The 16,739-nt window shown below is 62.0% G+C and carries 10 protein-coding genes and 1 tRNA gene; 5 read left to right on the forward strand and 6 right to left on the reverse strand.

All coding sequences use genetic code 11. The features are described from left to right. The first annotated feature begins 47 nt into the window (after nucleotides 1-47). A complete protein-coding gene (locus tag SGJ19_22560) occupies nucleotides 48-491 on the forward strand; it encodes a response regulator (protein MDZ4783038.1) in 444 nt (147 codons plus the stop codon). Nucleotides 492-549: 58 nt separating this feature from the next. On the opposite strand, the gene SGJ19_22565 is transcribed toward SGJ19_22560, so the two are convergent. Both SGJ19_22565 and SGJ19_22570 read right to left on the reverse strand, forming a co-directional pair. Continuing rightward, nucleotides 550-1,755, reverse strand: coding sequence for an amidohydrolase family protein (locus SGJ19_22565; GenBank protein ID MDZ4783039.1), 1,206 nt, complete (start codon nucleotides 1,753-1,755; stop codon nucleotides 550-552). Nucleotides 1,756-1,958: 203 nt separating this feature from the next. Continuing rightward, nucleotides 1,959-3,053 (reverse strand): acyltransferase, encoded by a 1,095-nt coding sequence (locus SGJ19_22570; protein MDZ4783040.1) that lies wholly within the window; start codon nucleotides 3,051-3,053, stop codon nucleotides 1,959-1,961. 275 nt (nucleotides 3,054-3,328) lie between these two features. Between SGJ19_22570 and SGJ19_22575 the strand changes: the two genes are divergently transcribed. Then, on the forward strand, nucleotides 3,329-5,542 hold the full coding sequence (locus tag SGJ19_22575) for a serine/threonine protein kinase (GenBank protein ID MDZ4783041.1): 2,214 nt from the start codon (nucleotides 3,329-3,331) through the stop codon (nucleotides 5,540-5,542). A gap of 77 nt (nucleotides 5,543-5,619) precedes the next feature. Here SGJ19_22575 and SGJ19_22580 read toward each other — a convergent pair whose 3' ends face one another. Both SGJ19_22580 and SGJ19_22585 read right to left on the reverse strand, forming a co-directional pair. Next, complete coding sequence (locus tag SGJ19_22580; GenBank protein MDZ4783042.1) at nucleotides 5,620-7,320, reverse strand: DUF1559 domain-containing protein; 1,701 nt, start codon at nucleotides 7,318-7,320, stop codon at nucleotides 5,620-5,622. A gap of 163 nt (nucleotides 7,321-7,483) precedes the next feature. After that, entirely contained in the window at nucleotides 7,484-8,491 is a 1,008-nt protein-coding gene (locus SGJ19_22585; GenBank protein MDZ4783043.1) for a class I SAM-dependent methyltransferase, read from the reverse strand. Nucleotides 8,492-8,812: 321 nt separating this feature from the next. Here SGJ19_22585 and SGJ19_22590 point away from each other — a divergent pair, with 321 nt between their 5' ends. After that, nucleotides 8,813-10,177, forward strand: a complete 1,365-nt coding sequence (locus SGJ19_22590) for an aminotransferase class III-fold pyridoxal phosphate-dependent enzyme (GenBank protein ID MDZ4783044.1) — start codon at nucleotides 8,813-8,815, stop codon at nucleotides 10,175-10,177. A gap of 29 nt (nucleotides 10,178-10,206) precedes the next feature. Here the strand turns inward: SGJ19_22590 and SGJ19_22595 are convergent, their stop codons facing one another. Then, entirely contained in the window at nucleotides 10,207-12,450 is a 2,244-nt protein-coding gene (locus SGJ19_22595; GenBank protein MDZ4783045.1) for a serine/threonine protein kinase, read from the reverse strand. A gap of 424 nt (nucleotides 12,451-12,874) precedes the next feature. Here SGJ19_22595 and SGJ19_22600 point away from each other — a divergent pair, with 424 nt between their 5' ends. Beyond that, nucleotides 12,875-14,377: a UDP-N-acetylmuramoyl-L-alanyl-D-glutamate--2,6-diaminopimelate ligase gene (locus SGJ19_22600; GenBank protein MDZ4783046.1), complete on the forward strand. Its 1,503-nt coding sequence runs from the start codon at nucleotides 12,875-12,877 to the stop codon at nucleotides 14,375-14,377. A gap of 673 nt (nucleotides 14,378-15,050) precedes the next feature. Here the strand turns inward: SGJ19_22600 and SGJ19_22605 are convergent. Beyond that, nucleotides 15,051-16,457, reverse strand: a complete 1,407-nt coding sequence (locus SGJ19_22605; GenBank protein ID MDZ4783047.1) for a folylpolyglutamate synthase/dihydrofolate synthase family protein — start codon at nucleotides 16,455-16,457, stop codon at nucleotides 15,051-15,053. A 190-nt stretch (nucleotides 16,458-16,647) separates the two neighbouring features. Here SGJ19_22605 and SGJ19_22610 point away from each other — a divergent pair. Then, nucleotides 16,648-16,721 (forward strand) — tRNA-Val (locus SGJ19_22610). Nucleotides 16,722-16,739: the final 18 nt, after the last annotated feature.

Consider the following 16,739-nt stretch of genomic DNA (forward strand, 5'->3'; position numbering starts at 1 on the left):
TGTCGGGAGTTGTCGCAATGTCGGGGTGTCAGAGCCGGTCCGTGCGAATGCTGCTCGTGGACGACGATCCGAGCATGCTCAAATTGATTCGGGCCATTGTCGAGCGGTCGTTTCCCGATCAGATCTCGGTCGAGGTCGCGGAAGATCTGCGCATTGCCCGGCGGATGATCGAATCGAGTCCGGTGGACATTGTGATCACCGACATGGAAATGCCGGGCGTCAACGGCCTGGAAATTGTCCGTTGTGCGAAGCGGCGCAACGCCTATACGCAAGCGCTGATGTTGACCGGCCACTCCACGGTCGACTTGCTGCTCGACGCGATGGAACTCGGGGCGACCGACTACTTGTTGAAGCCGCTCGACAAAGACGAACTGATCGTCGTCCTCACGGAGACGATCAATCGGCTGACGCGCTGGCGCAAGGCCCTCAGCAATACCTACGCGACGCGCCAAAAAGCCGCGCAAGAAACTGTCGCCCAGACCGCTACGTAGCGTTGTTGCGTTTCCCCATAGTCGCCTTTCGCGGAGCGAAAGGCGACTGTGCGCCACTCTATTTCTCGATCGCCGGCAACCGAGTGTCGACAAGCGCTTTGACGCCGGGAATAATCCGACAGGCGTTCACATAGTACACCTTGCGCAGGACATCGTCCGGCAGGCCGAGTCCGTCGATGTTCCATAAGCCTTGCGGCGGGAACGGTTCGTTCGCGTAAGGAAAATACTCATCCCAAGTTTCCAGCATCCGCCAGTGCGGATAGAGCCGTTCGCGCGAGCGCGGGCCGTCGGTGCCGAACAGGATACGGTCCGCGTGATCCAAGAAAAACTTGCGCGACGAATACGGTTGCCGTCCCAATTCGGCGATGCGGGCGGCGATTTCGACATTCAGATTCGGATATTTCTCCAGCCACGCGCCAACCGCGCGCAAATCCTCCGCATTCCCCGCCACGTGCGCGCCAATGAACACCGTCTGCGGGTGACGTTCCACGATCGCGATAAACGCCTGAAGTAGTGCTTCGCGCCGCGGCCACTGTGGCCCGTAGAAACTCCATTCCGGATGGCGGTTCAATTCCTCCCAGCGTTCATTGTGTTGATCGATCGGCTCGAAAAACGCGGCAGGGTCGGCGACATGAATCAAGATCGGCAGACCCAACTCACCGCACGCCCGCCAAATCGGATCGAAGCGAGGGTCGTCGATCTTGAGCAGCGAACCGTCGGCGTTGCGGTAGCCGAGCCCAAATTGCTTGAAGATCTTCACGCCGCTCGCGCCGCGCTGCTTGGCGTCACGGAGGCGTTCCACGACCCGCTGGGCGAAGTCCGGTTGATTGCAATCCCACGTCGCCGGTTCGTCGGTGCGCCCCGCGCCTTGCCAATCGATATTGGCGAACGTAACGAACCGTCCGGAATGCCGCCCGTTTAGAAAGCGGAGATGCTCGTCGATCTCCTCGCCCCAATGGCCGTCAAGACTGACCGAAACGGCGATATTCTGCTCGTCCATGATCCGCACATAGTCGTCGAGCGCCTCGGCGGACTGCTCCAACTTGATACGCCCATGGAGATGCACGTCCACGACCGGAAACTTGGCGCGCCGAGTTTCGTGCTGCTTCAATTGCAGCATCGACCGCGGGCGAAACTGATCGAGCGCCAAATCCCGCCCCTCGCGGCCATCCAGCTGCGGAGCCGCCGGCTGCGCAGAAGCGCCGTCCGCAAACAGCGCGAGGCAGAATACCACGCCGGAAAGTCGCACGAAAATCGATTTCATAGCCAAGTCCGAGTAGGGTGGGCCGTGCGACAACAGGACCAATTTGACCGCGTACGCGACGACAAAAGTACAACGACGCAACGCCAAAGATGTCAGGCCCACCGTCACGGGAAAGGCGAGCCCATCCAATCCCATTCAAGGTCAGCTGCAGCAATCGTGGAATTCTTTGCGTGCATTCCGGTGCCAGATAGTGCTGGAGCGCTCTACGACGCCACGGTTTGAACAGAGACGACCTCGGACCGATGTTTATGTTCTCCATCATCCGCCTGTGATCCCACGGGTTTTGCCGCGGGCATAAAGCGCCGCTCAATAAAGACGTGAAACGGCCAGGCGAGCAACAGGGAGCCTGCAACGCAGATCGGCACAACAATCAGCAATCGCTCGGCAGGTGAACTTAGCCCGTGCTCGCGCAGCCAGCGTTGCACTGGATCGCAAACGATCGTGTGCGTCAGATACAAGCTATAGCTGGCTACTCCGCAGCGGTAGAGCCAAGTCAGCGATTGCATCCCGGCGATTGACTTGTCAAAGCGATGCAGCCCGAGCATGACAGCCGAGAAAAAACAGCCCGACGCAATGCCTACCGATTCGTTCCAGATGGCGCAGCCGCCGATCACCGCCAACAGAATTCCAGCCCGGCTGGCCCATACCTCCCAGCGCGACTTGCTATGCAAAGCATGGAATACAAACACGCCGGGCGCAAAGGATAACCACGTCCCCGCGAATACCACGCCGGTTAGGTCCACGAGTCCCACCCGATCCGCCACGATCACACCGACAGTCAGCCCGCAAAGTCCAATTACGATCGAGAGAAACGCTCGTTGCGGCAGCAGCAGTAAGAGGCCGCAGGTCAAGTAGAACTGTTCTTCGTGACAGAGCGTCCAGGCCTGTGTGAGAAACATTTGCGATTCACTTGGGCCAACTACCAGGTAGCGCCAACTCTCGGTAAGCGTGAGATTCCCCAGCACCATCCAATGGGACGGCCAAACTTTCGGCATCCCTTGTTGTGCCAAGTGGAGGGTCAGCATCAATAGGAGCGCTGCCCAGTACGGTGGGAAGATGCGCCGAAAGCGGCGAAACATGAAATGGCCGAAACTATGTTCCTTTTTTCGCGACGAGTCGACCGCGGCGGCAATGCAGTACCCTGAGATCGCAAAAAAGATCCCCACGCCCATCCTGCCTAGCGGTGGAACAACTCCAATGGTCCCGCGCCAAACAGCCGGGCCCAACGAGTGCGAAACAACCACCATCAGGCAGGCGAGGCCTCGCCAGTGGTCGAGAGTATAGTACCGCGTGCTCATGGTGCAATTCTCAAGTCAGGCGTTGTGCTGCCGCGCCGAGATTTTATTGAGGGAGAGCGCGGATGGCGGCGACTCGCCGAAGCAAGCCATCGGCGCCCACGCAATCGAACTGCCTCCGGACTTGCCCGTCTCGGACCTCGAATCGCATCGTCTCGCAGTCGTTTCTTGAGCCAAACCGGGCGAAGTGCTAGTGTACACCGTGTCAGGCGGGATTTCGCGGGTGCGGAGTTTCGCTTGTTCCGCGATTTCTCCCGTTCCTTTGCGCTTAGCACCGCGTGACCGCGTCCACCGAACGTACCGAAGGGCAGTCTCCCGACGAACGGCGTCAGGCGATCGAATTGAGTCTGCGGCGCACCCGGCCGCCGGGGCAGGCCCCTGGTTTCGAGCCCCAGGAGTTCCTCGGCGCGGGGGCCTATGGCGAGGTTTGGGTGGCGATCGACCGCAACACCGGGCGGCGCGTGGCTATCAAGTTCTACTCGCATCATGGGGGACTCGACTGGTCGCTGCTGACGCGCGAGGTCGAAAAGCTGCGATTCCTGTTCGCCGATCGCTACGTCGTGCAACTGATCGCCGTCGGCTGGGATGCCGATCCTCCCTACTACGTCATGGAATACGTGGAGCGCGGCTCGCTCGCTAAACGCTTGGGCGAGGTCGGGCGGTTGCCGGTCGAAGAGGCGACGCGTGTGTTCAGGGACGTAGCCATCGGGCTAGTGCACGCCCACGGCAAGGGCGTGCTGCACTGCGATCTCAAGCCGGCCAACGTGTTATTAGATCAAGACGGTCGACCCCGGCTCGCCGATTTCGGCCAGGCACGGCTCTCGCATGAGCAAACTCCCTCGCTTGGTACGCTGTTTTATATGGCGCCGGAGCAAGCCGATCTCCAAGCGGCGCCCGACGCACGGTGGGACGTCTACGCGCTTGGGGCTTTGCTGTACACGATGCTTGTTGGCGAGCCGCCGCATCGTTCGCCCCGCACGGTCACGGCCCTGGAGCAGCCCAGCGGCCTGGCGCACCGGTTGGAACGCTATCGTGAACTGCTGCGCAATGACCCGCTTCCCGACGCCCATCGCAAAACGCCGGGCGTCGATCGGGCGCTGGCGGAAATCCTGGAACGGTGCCTGGAGATCGATCCCGACAATCGCTATCCCAACGTACAGGCGGTGCTCGATGCCTTGCGTGCGCGCGACGCCCGGCGGTCGAGACAACCGTTGATCTTGCTCGGCGCCTTGGGCCCGCTGTTGTTGATGGCGGTGATGGCATTTTTTGCCTGGCGCGGTTTCGAGGCCGCATATAAGGTCGCCGATCAGGAGCTGACGAAAAAAGCTCTGGACAGCAAGCAGTACTACGCGCGGTTCGTGGCGAACGCCGCGGCGTACGAATTGGAACGCCGCTTCGAACTGGTGGAAGACATTGCCGCGGAGAGCGAGTTTCGTCAGCGTCTCGCTCCGTTGATCGACGACGAGGCGCTGCGGCCAACCATGGAGCGACTCAGCGCTTCGGCATTCGCCGTTCCCGACAATCAACTCACTCCAACGTTGCGGGCGGAACAGACCGCACTGCAGGAGACGTTGCTGGAGAATCAAGCCCGGTTGTATTTGGAAGATTATTTCCAGCAAAAACTCAGCAACGTCCGCGGCATCAAAGTGGCGAGCTGGTTTTTCACCGACACGCGGGGCCTTCAAATCGTCCGCGTACCGTCGAATCGAGTGAACATCGGCTCGAACTTCGGTTGGCGCACCTATTTTCATGGCGGCCCGCTGGAGCAGCCCTCGACGTGGCGACCCGGCCCGAACGATCACGTCCAAGAGACGCAACTCTCGGCGGTGTTTCAAAGTACCAGCTCGAATCTTTGGGTCGTCGGCATTTCCACGCCCGTCTATCGCGGCGACGAATTCTTGGGCGTGCTGGCGCTCACGGTCGAAGTCGGGCAGTTCGCCGATCTGCGAGGCAGTGGGCAGAATCGCGAGTTCGCGGTGATGGTCGACGGCCGAACGAGCAACCCGGGCGTCATCGTCCAGCACGAGTTGTTCACGAAGCTACTGGAACAAAAGCGCGGCGAGTTCTTGCGCCGTTTCCGTGACTATCGCGTGCCGATCGAGCAGATCGGCGATACCGAGGACCGCTATCAAGACCCGTTCGCCAAAGACCTGCTCGGCGCCGATTACCGCGGCGATTGGCTGGCGGCAAAGACACCGGTCCGCGTGCGCGACGAGGAGACCGGGCTCTTCGTGATCGTGCAGGAACGCTACGACGAAGCGATCGGCGAGGCCCTTTCGCCTCTCAAACGGGCCGCCATTACGCGCAGCCTGCTGGGCGTGGCGGCCATGGTAATCATCGTCACAGGACTCTGGGCCTACGTGATGCGTTCTTGGAATCAATCCACCAGCGTTGACGACCTGCGCGACGAGGGCGCCTTGCGTCCGACGAAAGATGACCCCACGCTGGACTTGCGGGCACGCGAAGAAACTCGCACGGAGCGGTCGGACTAACTGCGTTCGATCCGCGCCACGTTGTCGCCCCATAGTCTCCTATCGCTCCGCGAAAGGGGACTGTGGTTCACGCGATGCTATGGCGTCGATTCGGACGGCGTCACTTGCTCACGCGCTTGCTCGGCAGCTTCGTCCTTCGGCGCCTCTTCCGTTGTCTCGGTCGACGCTGGCGACTCGGAAGTCGCGGCTGGTTCCGCAGGCGTTGCGAACGCGTTAGCTGGCGTTGGCGGCTCCTCCGGAGTGGTCGTCGCGCTCGACTTTTCTTCAGGCCGATCGCGCGGATTGTCGATCGTGATCGCCACGCAGAACGGCGCACATTCTGTCTCGCGATAGGAAACGTAGTCGATCGTTTCGATCGGCGTCTCGGGTCGAGGATTGTCCCAACTGGTGAGGAACAGCCGAATTTGCGGTGCGCCTGGACTCTGCTGACCAATCGCCTGGTTCGAGCCGGTCCAAACCATTCGCCCCCGATCGACGGCCTTAGTGCCATCGGCGTCCCACCAATCGCGCACGTCGACACCGTAGACGATCGGCATCATTTCGACGCCTCCGTCAGCGTAGTGAACTTCGTAGTGTCCGATGGGTACGCCGTCCTTCGGCGCCGGCCAGCCCGTGGCGTGCAAAAAGTGGAGGCGCTCACAGGTTTCGCCGATCTCAATGCCGTCAATGCGATCCGGAAAATGCGCCGCGGTGCCGTCCTTGTGGCCGAGGCAAAGCACGCGGTCCGGTACGTTGAAGTTGACGCCGCCCAAAACTTGCTCGCCCGGATTGAGCGTCCCCAGGTTGTTCCCTGCGCGGCCGCCATGTAGGTCTTCATGGATGCCCTGGTTCGCGAGTTCCGTGAACGAAACCGGCTCAAACATGCGTGTGATGTCCATCGCGGGCGCGTAGATCGCGGCCACGCCAGCGGCGCTGCCGCCAAACGGCGATGCGTCTCGCAGCAGCAAACTTTGCACCGCGGGTTCTGACGTGGTCTGCTCCGAAAGTAGCGCGGTGCTGCCATCGACGAAGGCGACGAGGGCGCCTTCCGGTTGATCGCCCGAAAGGCTCGTTCCTTGCGAATCGTTGATCTTGAAGCTCATGCTGTCAAAGGCGAGGTCTTCTGGCGCGATCCATTCCACTGGACTGTAGGACGACTCGACGACCAGCACGGTGCCCCCCATGCCTTTAATCGCATCGGCCCGCGAAGTGGTGGTTCCAGGGGGAAACATTGTGCGCTCGCCGATCACCACCACGAACTGCGTGCGTCCCTGGCCATCGGGCGTGCCGTTGCTGTAGACGTCCGGAATCAATCTCGCCAAGGAGCGATTGTTTGGGCTATCCCACGGTTCGCGCAGGTTGTAGCGGACATAAAGATCGTCGCGCTCCAGATACGGGAGTAGCAACACGCGCCACGAATGGTACGGGCTTCCATCCGGCCCTAACGTCACGGCCGGCGGAAAGCTCCCCCAGACGTCGTGGTAGGCCTGCATCGCCCCGGCAATGACCTTGAGATTGGTTTCCGTCGTGCCCAGTTGAGCCTGAGTCTGCAATCGGAGCAGCGTGGGAACCACGAAAGCCGCGGCCAGCAGGCACAGCACCACGGCGATGAGGCCGCCCACGGCCAAGCCAACGGCGCCCTTGCCCGCAGGCTGCTCGTGCTTCTGCTCCTGCCACTCCGCGACACTGGGAATCGCCACTGGGCGGCCGCAACCGGCGCAAGGACCGGTCATTCCGGCGAACTTTTCGGACACGTCCGTGTGTCGCCCGCAATGCGGGCAGATAAACGAAATCGGCATAACTGGCTCACCTGACAGGAGTACGGCGTCGCCGGCCCAGTTTAACGGACCGACTGTTCCCCAGCCAGATTTTCGTCGCCGGCGGTGCGATCTTTGTCGGAAAGCAGATCGCGACCCCCAAAAACTGGGGTCGCCAGCCGGAAGACAATCGCCAGTAGCCGCTTTAGCGCTTGCGCACTTCCAGGAAAATGATGTTCCGTTGATCCTCGGAACAGAGCCGCACGTCGTGGATTTCGGACTCGGCGATCTCCGCCGTCAGGTCGATCATGTCCTGCCGCGTGCGGTAGACAAGCTGCCAGTCCATGTAGGTTTCCATGTAACCGACGTCGCGCACGCCCGGCAGGAAATTGGCCACCATCAGCTTGCCGCGCGGCCGCAACATCTGAAACATTGTGGCCACCAGGCGCTGGGCGACGGGCTGCTCCAGGTAGTCGAACAACCCGGTCGAGTAGACCAAATGGAATTGGCCCAAATTGAGCTTGTTGGTCAACAGGCTGCGGAACTTGGCCGGCACGGTAATCGCGCCCAGATGCCCGTAGGCACGATCGACTTCCGTCAGGCTCTTGGAGTCGGCGTCGAGGGCGACGAGCCGTCCGATCTTGCCACGGCGGATGGCCGATGAGAGATTCGCTTCGCGCAAGTGTCCGGACGCGATTGCCAGCACGTGCGGCCGGGCACAGCGATCCGCCAGGCGATCGATCATCTCGGCCACGTAGCCCCGCCGCGCGCGGACTCCTTCGGAAGCCGGCGCCCCGGTCGTGAAGTCGAAAATCAACTGTCCCAGCCGCTCCGCTTCTGGCGGAGACCAGCGTTCCTCGCGGCCATAGATGTAGTCCATCATCTGGGCGTCGCCCGCATAGCCGCGCGGCTTCGAGAACGCGCGGTATGTGAACGGGTCCTGATGCACCAGTTTCAGCAGCGCGTGCCGTCGGCTGGTTTGAATGCACTCGGCCCATTCGTGCGGCGAGCTGCTAAGCCGCCGCGTGCGCAGGCCGAGGAACAGCTCGTCGAGCACGCGATGGACGATATCGCGATGATCGTGCGCACCAAGCAAGCGCTGATGCACGTCGTTCAAGAAATCCGTGAACAACTGATCGACCGAGACCGGCGAATGCTGCGCGTCGGAAGTGAACCGAGCCCCGGCGGGGAGCTCGAACGGAGTGGATGACATGTTGGATCGCCGACGATTGGGCCCCGATCCCTGGGGCGGCCGCTCGTGTCGCACCGGCGCTAGTTGAAAATGCGTTGCGCGATGCTTCGTTGCGCCTATTCAGTACGACACGCATATCAGTATTGTCAGGGAGCTTGAGCAAATCCAGTTTGAATTGATAGAATTCAACGCATTAGTCGCACGACAGTCCCGCACAACTGGAGTAGGTGATAACCCTTACTCAGCAAACGCAATTTGCCTAATCGCAAGTGTCAGCGCGATCGTACCCTGCGATACGTGATAGCTTTGCAACTGCATGCGACACGGATCAAAACCCAGCACATGAATCAACCCACCATCCTCGATCTCTATCGCGCACGTACGTCACGCTCGGCCGAGTTGGCCGCCACGGCGCGCGAACTCTTGCCCGGCGGCGTGGTTCACGATGCGCGCTTGCTGGAGCCGCATGGCATCTATGTCGCGCGAGCCCAAGGAGCGCGTAAGTGGGACGTCGACAATAACGAATACGTCGACTATTCCGGCGGGCATGGGGCGTTGCTGCTCGGGCACAATCATCCTGCGGTAGTTTCCGCCGTGCGACAGCAGTTGGAGCGCGGCACGCACTACGGCGCGTGCCATGAACTGGAACTGCGCTGGGCGGAAACGATTCGCCACCTGATGCCGTCCGCCGAACGAGTGCGCTTCACCAGTTCCGGCACGGAAGCCACGTTGCTCGCCCTGCGCCTCGCGCGCGCCGCCACCGGACGGACCAAGATTCTGCGCTTCGCCGGGCACTTCCACGGCTGGCACGATCACGTCGCCTCGGCCTATGGATCGCACTTCGACGGTTCCCCTACTCCCGGCGTCTTGCCGGCCGTCGCGGAACAAATGATCGTCGCTCCGCCGGGAGACGCGGCCGCGTTGGAGGCGACGCTCGCCGCGCACGACGATATCGCCGCCGCCATCATCGAGCCGACCGGCGCCAGTTGGGGACAAGTGCCGCTAGATCCCGAATTTCTGTTCACGCTCCGCAAAGCGACCGCGGCGCGCGGCATCGTGTTGATTTTCGATGAAGTGATCACCGGCTTCCGCTGCGGCCCGGGCGGCGCGCAAGGGGTGCTTGGCATTCGCCCCGACCTGACAACCCTTGCCAAAATCGTGGCTGGCGGGCTGCCAGGCGCGGCAGTCGTCGGCCGCGCTGAACTGATGGAGGAGCTCGACCCAGTCGCCGCCAAAGCGCGGGGGCGAGAAAAAATTTCGCATCACGGCACGTTCAATGCGAATCCGTTGTCCGCCGCGGCCGGCATCGCCGCGCTGGAGATCATCGCCACGACCGACGCCTGCGAACGGGCCAGCGAATTCGCGGAGCAACTACGCAACGTCCTCAACGACGTGCTCGCGATGGAACAAGTCGATTGGTCGGTCTACGGCACGTTCTCCGGTTTCCATGTCTTCACGAATCCAGAGCACCTGTCGATCCGCCCGCATGAGATCGACGCCTGTCGCTACGACTACCAAGTCTTGAAAGCCCGGCGACCGGAAGTCATCACCGCGCTGCGCCTCGGCATGTTGGCCCACGGCGTGGAGCTCTTCAGTTGGCCCGGTGGACCGACATCGATGGTCCACACCGACCGCGACCTGCAACAAACCGCGGAAGCGTTTCAGGCGACGCTGCGGTTGATGAAGCGCGAGGGATGGATCGATTGAACTGCGGAGGCACTGGGAGAGTCCCCTCCTCACGACCGTCGCCAAGTGCCGCGGCGGATGGCGTGGCCGATGGCGTTGCTCATGATGAATACACTGAGGCCGAGTGCGACGGCGAAGCCGAGCGCCAATTGGCTGGCAATGCCTTGCAAGCCGATCGCCTCGTCGGTCCGCTCCTGAATCACGACCCAGAACGGTGATCGCGGCACCGGCGCCAACGCCGCTAACCATTCGGCGTCGGGCGACATCGGGTCGACGTAGTCGTCCGTTGTGATCGGCTCGGTGGACAAAGTCCGCTCAACCGGTGCGGCGACATTGTCGACGCTCCTGAGATGGTCGAGGAGTTTGCCAGGCGCCATTTTCTCCGCCATCTCGCCAGCGTGCGTATAGCTGTGATGCACGATGATGCGGTGCTGCGGCACGACTTTGAGATCGGTCTTGGAGTCTGGGTCGTCGAGCGCCACGACCACCGTCTTGCGAGACTCGTCATGCAACTCGCGCACGCCCAGATCGGCGTCGGTAGCAAATGTTCGGGCGACAATGCCGACGATCGCCCCTTCCGTTTCGGATTGGCGATCATAAATCGGCGCCACGATGGCGAACTTATGGAGCTTGCCTAGCCGACTGTGATACGGCCGGGAGATGTACGGCATCGACGGAGAAATCCAGCGGCCGTCTTTCACACAGCCGGACACATAGTCGCGCCAGCGCCAGTCGACGCCGACGAACTCCTCGGACTCCGGAACGCGCATCAGTCCCTTGCCGTTGGCGTCCAGCACAATCCACGTCGTCTCCGTCGAAGTGCCCCCCGCGGCCACGAACCCATGCGCGGGTGTCATGTACGCCTGCAACGCGGCGGAATCGCCCTCGCTGACCAATGCGGCTAGTTCCGCGCTGCGCGACGTGGCGAGCACCGGCTCGGCCAATTCATTGAGGCGATCGCGCACCGTATGCGCAACGTGCTCGGCGCTGTACACGAGACTTTGCCGCATCACGTCGCGCAGTTGGGTTTCCAGCGTCCGCGCCGTGGAGAACGCGAGGCTGCCGACGACCATCAACAACAGCAATGACGAAGCAATCAAGCCCGCCGCGACTGGGTTGCGCCGCGACCATCGCATCAAGCGCGCCGCCACATTGATCGGCCGCGCCTTGATCGGCTGACCCGTGAGGTAGCGATCCAGTTCTTCCTGCATCTCCCACGCCGCCGCGTAACGGCGCTGCGGGTCCTTCGCCAAGCACTTGAGGCAGATCGTCTCCAGGTCGCGCGGGACTTTGTTGTTCAACAGCCGCGGCGAAGCAGGCTCGGTGTCGAGCACTTGCATCAGCGTGTCCATTACCGTCGCGGCGCGGAACGGCGGGCGGCCGGTGAGCAACTCGTAAAGAATCGCGCCCAGCGAATACACATCGCTCGCCGGACCGATCTCGCCCATCCCCGGCCAGGCCTGTTCTGGCGGCATGTAGCTCGGCGTGCCAACGACCTGTCCCGTATCGGTGAGCCCTTCCTGATGCACGCGCTTGGCCAAACCGAAGTCGGTGATCTGCGGGCGATCGTCCGCGTCGATCAGCACGTTGGACGGTTTCAAGTCGCGATGCAGAATGCCGCGATCGTGCGCAAACTGAATCGCCATCGCCACGTCGCGCACATATTTCGCCGCGCGCTCGGCCTGCATCGGACGATCCCGCACCATCCGGCCAAGGTCGCTGCCGGGCACGTACTCCATCGAGAAATAATGATGCCCTTCGACCTCGCCGACTTCATAAATGTCGACGATGTTCTCATGGCTCAAGTTGGCCGCAGCCTCGGCCTCCTGACGAAATCGGGCCACGTCCTCCTTGGTCGCCAGTCGTCCAGTAAGAATCATCTTCACCGCGACCGTGCGGCCCAGGTTCAATTGCCGGGCCTTGAACACAATGCCCATGCCGCCTCGGGCGATTTCTTCCTGCAATTCGTATTCGCCGAAGATGGTGCCGGAGGCCGGCACTGACAACTCGCCGGAAGTGCTGAAGGCCCCATGGACCGCATCGGCGATCTCGAATGGCTGAAAGGCCACGGTGTCCAATTGCGCGCTCTGTTCGAGCGACGGCGAAATCGGGCCCGCCATGCGTTCGACGCAATTGGCCGTATCGAGGTAGGCGCAAAGCTCGTCGGCCAGATCCGGAAACGCGGCCCGCAACGCCTCCCGATCGACGCGCTGCCCGGCGTCCATGCGCTCCATCAGCTCGGCCAGAATTTGGTCCGAGGCGTCATTCGGTTCGGGAGCGGCGACGGGTTTCATCAGGGCATCACAAGGGCAACGGCAGATCTCGCAGCAGCGGTCTCAATATCCTAACCGTATGTCACGCACGGCACCAAGCAACCTTCGGCCAATGACGATTCGCCTTGACCCGCGCGCCTGTGGGAGGCGTCGCCGACGCCGATGGAATTGGCGCGGATGCTGTCATGGATGTTTTTGCGGATTCACCGCTTTCTCCATCGGCGTCGGAGACGCCTCTCACAGGGGGCCACATTGCTCCTAAGTCGTTATTCGTATTTTGGGTTACAACCTTGCCCAAAGTTGCCTTGACACGTTAGTCGAATCTGCGACAATCCGCCCCGCAAATCAACCACCTGGGTGGTCGCCGCGAGGCAAGGATTGCCCCCGCACCGCCCCTTTTGCTCGACCTCGTTGAGTTCGTGCGTAGGCAAGGAGGCCTCACGCTATGGGTGATCGGACCCCTCAGGTCCGCGGGATCAGTCTTCGCGAATTGCTGCCCCAGGCGGTGTTCCGCGGTGCGGCCGATATTCGCGTGACGAGTTGCTGCGGCGAGGCTCGCGGCTGCAAACGCGGCGATTTGTTCGTCGCGATTGCGGACGAAGCCGGCCCCAATGATCGCGCCATGCGATTGGCCCGCAAGCGCGGCGCCGTCGGCATGGTCACGGATCGCGCGATCGCCTCCGAGGAACTGCCGCTCTGCGTCGTGCCGGACTGCCGCGAAGCCTACGGACGGATCTGCCACGCCCTCGTCGGCGATCCCAGCAAACAACTCAAAGTCATTGGCATCACGGGCACGCAAGGCAAGACAGTCACCAGCTACTTGGTCGCCGCGGTGCTGGAAGCCGGCGGCTTCTATGCCGGAGTGATGGGCACGCTCGGTTACTACGACGGCATCAAAGTCGCGCCAGCCGACAGTGCTACGCCGCAAGTGCCGGTGCTAGCCCGCTGGCTGGAGCGGATGCAATCGAACGGCTGCACGCACGCCGTGGTGGAAGTCTCGAATCGGGCCCTGGCCGAGGCTCGCCTGGCCGGCATCACGCTCGACGCCGCCTGCATTACGAACATCACCCACGATCACCTCGATCAGCCAGGCTCCGACGAAAACTACCGTGCCGTGAAGCACCAGTTGTTTCAACACCTGGCGCCGGAAGCGATCACCGTGCTGAACGCGGACGATCCTTCCTGCGACGCTTGCCTGCGGCTGCTAGACGGACCGATGTTGACCATCGGCATCGACCAGCCGGCCGAGGTCAGTGCGACGCCGCTGGAGCAATCGCGCGGCGAACAAACTTTCTTGCTGAGCGCCGGCAGTGAGACGATTCCCGTCCGCACGCCGCTGATCGGCACGCACAACATTTACAACTGCCTGACCGCCGCCGCGATGGGGCTGTCCTACGGCATCGACCTTCCCACCATCGTCCGCGGATTGGAAGCCTTGGACAAAATCCCTGGTCGCCTGGAACGCCTCGAATGTGGGCAGACCTTCGGCGTGTTCATTGACGACGCACGCACGGTGGAAAGCCTCGCCGGCAGTTTGGCCACATTGCGAAACGTGACGGAAGGCCGCTTGATCTGTGTCTTCGGCGCCGTCGGAGAACGCGATCGCGCCAAACGACCGCTCTTAGGCGCGGTCGTCGAGAATGCGGCCGACCTCGCGGTGTTGACCACCGACAATCCCCACGACGAGGACCCGCGCCGCATCGCCGGCGACGTCCTCTCAGGTTTCGATCATCCTGGACGCGTACACGTGGAACCGGATCGCGCGGATGCGATTTGCTGGGCGCTCAATCAAGCGCAGCCCGGCGATTGCATCTTGATCGCGGGCCGCGGCAACAGCGCCCACCAAATCATCGCCGGCAAACGCATCCCGCTCGACGACCGAGAAGTCGCCCGCGACTGGCTCTACGAAGCCATCGCCCCGCGCGAAATGTTCCGGGCGGGAGCGTGAGGTAGGAAGTGATGAGTGCGGAGTGATGAGTGATGAGTATTTTGAAACATTCATCACTCATCACTCCGCACTCATCACTAGGCGAATAGACGACCTCGGCAAACAAAATACACAACGCAAACAAGGAACCATTTGAAGTCCCATCGATCGGTGTAGGGTTTGCGGGAACCTGAACCGTGCCCACCCTCCTGGGTAGGAGCTCAAGCTTTTCGGGTTGGCGATTACTGGGTCGATCGCTCCGATAGGCGCTTCGCGATGGGACTTAGACTGCCCGTCGGGGTGACGCAAGTCACCCCGACGGGTCAGGGAACACCGTTGGGTCGACCAATCAGGACGCATCCGGGAGTGCCAGCCCGCATGCGTCCTGCGGGGCAGGCGGCCTGACGCAACTCTTGGCGCTTTCTGCGCTGCACGCAAGTGTGCCCATCGCGATGAACGAGTTATCGCGTTGTGCACATCCGGCGAACTGACGACTAGCCCTGAAGGGGCGATAGGTAATAGCCAGGGGTGCGAACCCCTGGGGAAAAAACGTAAACAAATTCCCTGAGCCCCAACGGGGCGACACGAACCTACCAAGTATCGCCCCGTTGGGGCTTTGGTATCGCGTTGGTCAACTAACCAGCGTTTTGCACCGCTGGCTATTGTCTATCGCCCCTTCGGGGCTGTGATTCAACTAGCTACTGGACGCGACCAGCATCGCCCGCACTTCCGCCGCGATGAAGAACGATCCCGTCACGCAAATCAACGAGTCCGCGCCGGCCGCGTCGCTTGCCAACCGCCACGCCTGCTCCGGCGTCGCGCACGGCGCGAAATTCGTCGCGCCCTGTTCATTCGCTAACGCCTCCAACGTCTCGATCGGCACGCCGCGCGGATTGTTCGAATAGCGCGTGAAGTAGATGTGATCGAATTCCGGCAACAGCACGCGCAACATCCCGGCGACGTCTTTATCCAGCGTCGTCGCGAACACCAGTAATCGCCGCCGCGATTGAAAACATTCGTTGAGTGTCGCCACGAGCGCTTCCGCCGACGCCAAATTATGCGCGGCGTCGATGATCACCGTCGGGCGATCCGACCAGACCTCCACCCGCGCCGGCCAGCGCAGCGAGGCGAGACCACGACGTTGCGCGTCGTCCAAAATATGCCAACCTTCAGACCGCAACACAGCCAGCGACGTCAGCGCCACGGCGGCGTTCGTCGCCTGGTGTTGTCCCAGTAGGCCGATCGACACATCGTCGAGCCGGTACTCGAACGGCGGCCGATCGATTTGAAAATCAATGCGCCCCAGGAGCGCCGCGCGATCGACTTCGCCGGCGCGCTGTTTTGCACCCGCGCGGTACGTAAATCGAAAATCGCGATCGACTTCCAGCAACGGGCTGCCCCGTTCCGCGGCGATCTCCTGAATCACACGGCGCGCTGCTTCAGATCGCACCCCGCTCACGGTGGGCACGCCGGGTTTAATGATGCCGGCCTTCTCGCGCGCGATGGCGTCGAGCGTTTTCCCTAGTTGTCGCGTATGATCGAAGCTGATGCTGGTGATCACCGCGACGCGCGGCTGGCAGACGTTCGTGGAATCGAGTCGGCCGCCCAGCCCCACTTCCAGCACCGCCGCGGCCGCGCCGCGCCGGACAAAAAGCAGCAGTGCGATCGCCGTCGTCAATTCAAAAAACGTCGGACCGGTTTCATCAGGATCGCCCTCGGCGGCCGCGTCCATCGCCGCCACGGCCGGCCGTAGCATGTCGACTAACTCGGCCAACTCATTCCCTTCGCAAGGCAGTCCATCGACGGTGAACCGCTCCTCAATGCGATGCAAATGCGGCGAGCAGTACAGACCAGTCCGGTAGCCCGCCGCGGTCAACATTCCCGCGATCATCGCGGCCGTGGAGCCTTTCCCCTTGCTGCCAGCCACATGCACGATCGGCAGCGTGTCCTGCGGGTTGCCGAGCCGAGCCAGTAATTCCCGCATCCGGGCCAGTTTCAGCCGCCGCTCGCTGTAAGGCGTGACGACGAAGCGCTCGAAATCGATCCGGCCGAGCAAGAATTGCAACGCCTGTTCCCGCGCGCCGTCAGAATCAGCCGCCATCGGCGCACCAGGCTCGTTTTCGAGGAGACCGGAAAGGCCCCGATTCTAACGATTCCCGGGACAGTTGCACGTTGAGCCCGCCGGGACCGTCGCCGTGATCGCCGACCGACCCTTGACGACCCGCGAACCATGCGTCAAATTTACAGGTCTGTCATTTGGACCGGCCAGTCGAGGCCGCCGTCCATCTCCAGGGCGATTAGCTCAGTTGGTTAGAGCACCAGCTCGACAAGCTGGGGGTCAAAGGTTCGAGTCCTTTATCGCCCACTTTCGTAACCTCTGCCG

The organism is Planctomycetia bacterium (assembly GCA_034440135.1).
Classification (GTDB): domain Bacteria; phylum Planctomycetota; class Planctomycetia; order Pirellulales; family JALHLM01; genus JALHLM01.

Coding starts and splice junctions, on each gene's coding strand:
- SGJ19_22560 (MDZ4783038.1), top strand. CDS start 48: ATGCTGCTCGTGGACGACGATCCGAGCATGCTCAAATTGATTCGGGCC.
- SGJ19_22565 (MDZ4783039.1), bottom strand. CDS start 1,755: ATGAAATCGATTTTCGTGCGACTTTCCGGCGTGGTATTCTGCCTCGCG.
- SGJ19_22570 (MDZ4783040.1), bottom strand. CDS start 3,053: ATGAGCACGCGGTACTATACTCTCGACCACTGGCGAGGCCTCGCCTGC.
- SGJ19_22580 (MDZ4783042.1), bottom strand. CDS start 7,320: ATGCCGATTTCGTTTATCTGCCCGCATTGCGGGCGACACACGGACGTG.
- SGJ19_22585 (MDZ4783043.1), bottom strand. CDS start 8,491: ATGTCATCCACTCCGTTCGAGCTCCCCGCCGGGGCTCGGTTCACTTCC.
- SGJ19_22590 (MDZ4783044.1), top strand. CDS start 8,813: ATGAATCAACCCACCATCCTCGATCTCTATCGCGCACGTACGTCACGC.
- SGJ19_22595 (MDZ4783045.1), bottom strand. CDS start 12,450: ATGAAACCCGTCGCCGCTCCCGAACCGAATGACGCCTCGGACCAAATT.
- SGJ19_22600 (MDZ4783046.1), top strand. CDS start 12,875: ATGGGTGATCGGACCCCTCAGGTCCGCGGGATCAGTCTTCGCGAATTG.
- SGJ19_22605 (MDZ4783047.1), bottom strand. CDS start 16,457: ATGGCGGCTGATTCTGACGGCGCGCGGGAACAGGCGTTGCAATTCTTG.